6 protein-coding genes are annotated in these 5,856 nt (G+C 68.3%); 2 read left to right on the forward strand and 4 right to left on the reverse strand.

Features of this window, described 5'->3' with window-relative positions:
- Both GTO19_RS08505 and GTO19_RS08510 read right to left on the reverse strand, forming a co-directional pair.
- Nucleotides 1–1,117: PAS domain S-box protein (locus GTO19_RS08505; protein ID WP_291017493.1), on the reverse strand; the 1,117-nt coding region annotated here is incomplete at its 3' end.
- Nucleotides 1,114–3,375: a PAS domain S-box protein gene (locus GTO19_RS08510; RefSeq protein ID WP_291017496.1), complete on the reverse strand. Its 2,262-nt coding sequence runs from the start codon at nucleotides 3,373–3,375 to the stop codon at nucleotides 1,114–1,116. The genes GTO19_RS08505 and GTO19_RS08510, both read right to left, overlap by 4 nt.
- A 115-nt stretch (nucleotides 3,376–3,490) precedes the next feature.
- On the opposite strand from GTO19_RS08510, the gene GTO19_RS08515 reads away from it, so the two are divergent.
- Nucleotides 3,491–4,267, forward strand: coding sequence for a hypothetical protein (locus GTO19_RS08515; RefSeq protein ID WP_291017497.1), 777 nt, complete (start codon nucleotides 3,491–3,493; stop codon nucleotides 4,265–4,267).
- Between the two features lie 83 nt (nucleotides 4,268–4,350).
- Here GTO19_RS08515 and GTO19_RS08520 read toward each other — a convergent pair whose 3' ends face one another.
- Together GTO19_RS08520 and GTO19_RS08525 are read right to left on the reverse strand one after the other, a co-directional pair.
- A complete protein-coding gene (locus GTO19_RS08520) occupies nucleotides 4,351–4,770 on the reverse strand; it encodes a hypothetical protein (protein WP_291017501.1) in 420 nt (139 codons plus the stop codon).
- Nucleotides 4,771–4,960: 190 nt separating this feature from the next.
- Entirely contained in the window at nucleotides 4,961–5,620 is a 660-nt protein-coding gene (locus GTO19_RS08525) for a response regulator transcription factor (RefSeq protein WP_291017504.1), read from the reverse strand.
- Nucleotides 5,621–5,631: 11 nt separating this feature from the next.
- Here GTO19_RS08525 and GTO19_RS08530 point away from each other — a divergent pair.
- The coding region (locus GTO19_RS08530; RefSeq protein ID WP_291017507.1) for a hypothetical protein at nucleotides 5,632–5,856 on the forward strand (225 nt) is incomplete at its 3' end.

Genomic DNA, 5,856 nt, shown 5'->3' on the forward strand with positions numbered 1-5,856 from the left:
CCTCGATGAGGGTGTGGATGCGCGCCTGCGCCTGGCGGCGGTCGCGGATGTCGCGGATGACCACGGCGCGCAAGCGCTGCGACTCGCGCCAGATCGTGCGCCCGATGAACTCCACGGGCAGCGAGACGCCGCCTGGCTGGAGCAGCGAAGCCTCGGTCGAGCTGTCCTCCGCGCCGAGCAGCACGGCCGCGGCGACGGAGCGATCGACCGGCTGCACGCGATCGAGCAGCGAGGTGCCCAGCAACTCGCGCATGTCGCTGCCCAGCAGCGCGCACGCCGAGGGATTGACGTCGACGATGACACCTTGTGCGTGGAACACCAGGCCTTCGGCGTTGGCGTTGAGGAACTTCTGCAGGCGCTCCTCCGATTCGCGCAGCGCGTCCTGGGCTTCATGCTTCTGCGTGATGTCCTGGGTCAGCGAACCCCACCCGACGTGGCGCAGCCCGTCGGCGTGAATCGAGGCCAGGGTGATGTCGATCCACTGCAGCGAACCGTCGTGGCGTTCCACCTTGCGCGTGAACGACGTCCGCGTACCCTGGTCGTTCGAAGAAAAGCGTGCTGCCCGGTCCTCGAAGGGCGTGTCGGGGGTATTGGCCTCTCCCAGCACCTCGGAGACGTGCAGGCCGATCATGCGCTCGGGGTCGAGCCCGTATTGACGGATGTAGTGGCGGTTGGCGTAGCGCAGCATCCGGTCGCGGTCGTAGAACGACATCATCACCGGCACGGCATCGGCGAAGGCGCGCAGGAAGGCCGTTTCCTCGCGCGCTTCGGTGCATTGTTCGTGGTGGCTGTCCAGGTCCACGAGCACGCACAGCCAGGCGTCGACGTCGGGCAGCCAGCGCGCGTTCAGGCGCAAGTGCCTCGGGCGGCCCTGGGGGGAGTTCGGGTGGCGCCGCGAGAGGCTGAGCTCGAACGCCTCCGCGGCGCCCAGGTACTCCCGCAAGGCGCTTCGTTGCGGCTCATCGATCCCCTGCAACCAGTCCTCATGCGGCGCCGTGGGGCCCAGCCAGGCTTCACAGGCCGCACTGGCGTGGCGCACCGTGCCGTCGGTGGCCAGCAGCAGCACCGGGCCCGGCAGGGCAGACCAGGGTGCGCAGGGGGCGTTGGCGGTGGTCACTTCGCGCGCTCCAGGACGACGCGCAGAGCGCCGGGCTCGACGGGTTTGTGCAGGAGCGGGAAGCCGAGTTCGGAGGCTTCCTGAATGCGCTGGGGAGAGGTGTCGCCGGTGAGGATGTAGGTGGGCACGGGAGCGGGCAGGCAGGCGTGCACGGCGGCGATGGCCTGCACGGCGGTCATGTTGCCGCCCAGGCGGTAGTCGGAGAGCAGCAGGTCGATCTCGTGGGCGTGCGCGATGGCCAGCACGACGGCCTCGTCGGCGGAGGAGGCGCACCAGACCTGGTGGCCCCAGACCTGCAGCAGCTGCTGCATGCCCATGAGCACCTGTTCCTCGTCGTCGATGACGAGCACGCGGCGCGCGCCCGGGGCCAGGGCGGCGGTGGCGGCGGTGGCGAGGTCGTCGGCGCGCGCGGGGCGCGCCTGCTCGGCGGGGGGTGTGGCGCGCGGCACGGTGATGGAGAACATGGAGCCTTGGCCGGGCGTGGAGTGCACGCGCAGCGGGGCGCCGATCAGGCGGGCGGAGCGCTTGACGATGGACAGGCCCAGGCCCAGGCCGTGGGACTCGTTGCGCCGGGTGCGGGCGGGGTCGATCTGATAGAACTCCTCGAAGATGGCCTCGAGCTGCTCGGGGGCGATGCCGATGCCCTGGTCCCAGACCTGGATCTCCACGTGCTGGGCGCGAGCACGCGCGCCCAGCAGCACGCGCCCGCGCTGGGTGTAGCGGATGGCGTTGGCCATGAGGTTGGAGAGGATGCGGCGCAGCACGGTGGCGTCGGTGCGCACCCAGGCCGAAGAGGTGGCCACGTGCAGGTGCAGGCCCTTCTCGTGGGCGAGGTCGGCGAAGGCCTGGTCGAGCTCGATGAAGAGCTGGCTCAGGGGCAGGGGGGCGAGTTCGACCTGCACGGCGTTGGCGTCCAGGCGGGAGACGTCCAGCAGCATGTTGAGCAGTTGGCCCAGGCCGTCCAGGGAGGCCTGCATGCGCCGGCAGATCTGGGCGAGTTCGGTGCGGGGGATGCTGGGGGCCTGGGCCATGGCGCGCAGGGCGGTGAGGAACAAGCCCAGGGCGTGGATGGGCTGGCGCAGGTCGTGGCTGGCGGCGGCCAGGAAGACGGACTTGGCGCGGTCGGCGGCCTCGGCGCGGTCCTTCTGCGAGCGCAGGTCCTCGATGAGGGTGTGGATGCGCGCCTGCGCCTGGCGGCGGTCGCGGATGTCGCGGATGACCGTCATGCGCAGGCGCTCGCCCTTGATCTCCATGGTGCGGCCGATCAGCTCGACCGGGATCGCCTCGCCATTGGCGTGGTGGATTTCGGATTCGAAATAGGCGTCGGCACCGCTGCCGATGACCACGCGCGAGCGGTCGCGGTGGCGCCGCGGCGTCATCGACAACACCGTGCGCCCGACCAGCTCGGCGTGGCTGTAGCCCGAGAGGCGGCAGGCCGCGGGGTTGGCGTCGGTGATGGTGCCGTCGCGATGGAAGATCACGCCCTCCGCGCTGGCCTCCAGAAAGCGCGAAAGGCGCTCGCGCGACGTGCGCAGCGCCATCTCGGCGCGGTGCTGCTCGGTCACGTCGGTCATCAGCACGAAGGTGCCGCGCAGGCGACCGTCGGGCCAACGGTCGGCGGCGAGCGACACCTCCAGGACCTCATCGCCGCCCGGGCCGCGCCGGTGGTGCAGAAAGCTCAGGTCCTTGCCCTCCTTCGCGTACGTCTTGCCCACCTCGCGAAGGTGATCGAGTTCCTGGGGTGTGAGCAGTTCGACGACGGACCGACCGAGTATCGAGTTCTCGTCGTGCCCCATGGCGCGCGCGTAGCGGCTGTTGGCGAACAGGCAGCGAGCCTCGGGCGGTGGTGTGAAGTACGCGAGCTGCACTGGCAATTGCTCGAAGAGCTGCCGCATCCAGCCATTGAGTGTCTCGTGCTTCAGCCGTTCGGCTTCCTGCGCCGTGACATCGACCAGGTAGCAGCCATGTGCCTGGTGAATCGGGTCCCACCAGCCAGCGCAGTGGTAGTGGGCCGTGCCTTCGCCGGGGCGCCACAACTGCAGGGGGATGTTGAACTCGCGGGCCCGCGACAACACCTGCAGCAGATGCAGGCGGTCGTCCTGGTCCAGCCCGTTGCGCCAGTCGCCGTTCCACTGCGGAACCTGCATGCGGGCCCGCCAGTCGGGCGACGTGGCGAGCACCTCGCCAATAGGCGACAACAGCGCGCCGATGCCAGGGACCTGCGCCCAGATCGCGTCGACACGGCTATCGGACTGCATGGTGAGCGAGAAGCGAAGGGACGTGCGGGAGCCGACCAATATAGCTCCGGCGCATTATTGAATCGGGCAGTTCGGAGGCCAAGACTCTGCGGGTCATGTTCAAGGAGGATGGCCCATGCACGCAGCTCCTACGGTCCAGCGTATCGCCTCGCCAGCCCAGAGCGCACCACAGGTGAGGGTCGGACACGGCGGTTTGCGTATCGATGCCGTCCTGGCGCACGTGGCCCGACTGTCCCCAGACCCGGCCGGGGCACGGCAGCGGCTGGTGGTGGCGGCCGAGGCCTGCGCGCGCATGATTGCGGCGCGTCAGCGCCTGACCCTCGCGCTCGACGTCCAGCAGGCGATCGAGCGGCTCGTTCAACTGGCCGGCGGGCGGGAGCGGGCCCATGGCCAACACCGGTGGGAGCGCCAGGCTTTGCGGCCGCACCAAGGCGAGGCGCGGGAGCGCGTCGCGCAGGCCATGGTCGAGTGGCGCGATGCCGGTCAGGACTTCGCGCGCGCGACCCGCCTGTTGCCCACTCAGCTGTCGCACGACATCACGCACGCGCCTGCCTTGAATGCGGGTGAACGGCAAGCGCTCATGCAGGCGTACGTGCGCGGCGGTTCGCCAGCGCAAACCGGGGAGTTCGACGACGCGCTCGGGCGGTACGCGGCGGCGCACCGGCGCTGTGAAGATGCCACCGACCTGGCATTGACCGTGCGCGCGGCACGGCAGCATGCCGAGTCCGACCTGCGCATCGGCCAGAGCAGTCGCTTGTCGGTGGCCAATGCCTGGCTGGCCGAACTGGCCGGGGTCGACGCCATGCTCGTGGCCGAGGCGCGGCGTGGCGCCGCGCACGGCGTTCTGCGTGTCCTCAGCGGTGACTTCTTGCACCAGGCCTCGTCGGCGTGACGGTGTGGTGCCGCGCAGCGGCATGAAAAAAGCCGTTCACGCCCGCGGACGTGAACGGCTCGATGCACGGGCCGCGTGGCGGCTCAGTGCACCGCGGTGGCAAATCCTTCGACAGTGGCGGGGGTGCGGAACCACAGGCCCGCGAAGCCGCTGTAGCGCAAGAGGTTGCTGAGCCGGATGCGCTTGTCGATCTTCTTCTCGAAGTACGGCAGGCGGTTCAGCATCTGGATCACGTTCGGTTCCCAACGGAGCACCTTGATGAAGGCCGCGTAGATCTCGACACCGGCGGGGCTGAAGCCCACGGGCCGAACGCTGATCCGCACGATGTCCGGGGTCAGGCCGAGCACCTGGAAGCATTCGTTGATGAGCGTCTCGTAATCGGCGGCGATGGTGGTGGGTGTGAGTTCGGAGTCGATGTCGGAGTCCATCTGTTCGTCGCTCATTCGGGTCGTGCTCCGGATACCGAGTCGCTGCATCACGCCGCTGGCCAGTGCCTGTCTCATGGTTCCACCTCGTTGGCGAGTGACCGGTCGTTCAGTCGCCGGGTGGTGACTGCACGCTCGTTCAACATGGACTTCAGTATCCGGACCCGTCGTTGTCGTCTCAATAATGCGCGAGCACTATTTTGGTTTCACTCGTGAAACAGGGCCCCGCGCGGGCCCTGTTTCTCATCGAAAAACGAGGTGCAGGCGCTCAGAGGTTCGAGCCCACATCGGGTGCTTCCATCAGCCCCGCCTGCATCGCGTAGGCCGCAATCTCCGCGCCGTTGTGCAGACCCAGTTTGAGCATGACGTTCTGCCGGTGCTTGCGCGCGGTGAGCACGCTGATGTGCAGCGCATCGGCGATTTCCTGGTTGGTGCCGCCGCGCGCGATCATGCGCACGATCTGCTGCTCGCGCTGCGTCAGGGTCTGCGTCAGGCCCTGCGCGTTGGGCCGCTTGTTGGCGGAGCTGTCCAGGCCCTTGGCCACCTGCGGGCTGATGTAGCGACGCCCATCCATGACCGTGCGGATGGCGTCGAGCAACTCGGCGCCCTGTTCGTGCTTGAGCACGAAGCCGTTGACCCCCGCGCCGAAGGCGTTGGCGACCGAGCCGGGGTAGACATTGCCCGTGACGACCAGGATGCGGACGTTCGGGGCGACGCGCCGCACGCGCCGCGCCACCTCGATGCCCGAACTGTCCGACAGCGCCAGGTCGAGCAACAGCAGGTCGGGCTTGTGAAACTGCACCAGCAGCTCGACGTCGCTGCCCTTCGCCGTTTCAGCCACCAATTCGAAATCGCCGGCGGACTGCAGCAACATGCCGATGCCTTGACGAACCAGCGCGTGGTCTTCTGCGACGACAACCCGGACCATGTGCACCTCGCGTGAGTGACGTTGAGAACCCGTCGAGAATAATCAATGGATCAACAGATTTACCGGGAACTAATCCCTTTGCATTGCTTTTTTCCGGGGCAGCCGACGGCGGCGCAAAAAAAACCCACCGCTCGGGTGGGTCAGGTTACGCGGTTTGCGTGATTTCAGAAAGGGATGTCATCGTCCATGTCGTCGAAGCCGGTGGGCTGGCGCGCCGGCGCGGGGGCCGGGGCCGA

This window comes from Hydrogenophaga sp., from assembly GCF_011772445.1.
Taxonomy (GTDB): domain Bacteria; phylum Pseudomonadota; class Gammaproteobacteria; order Burkholderiales; family Burkholderiaceae_C; genus Hydrogenophaga.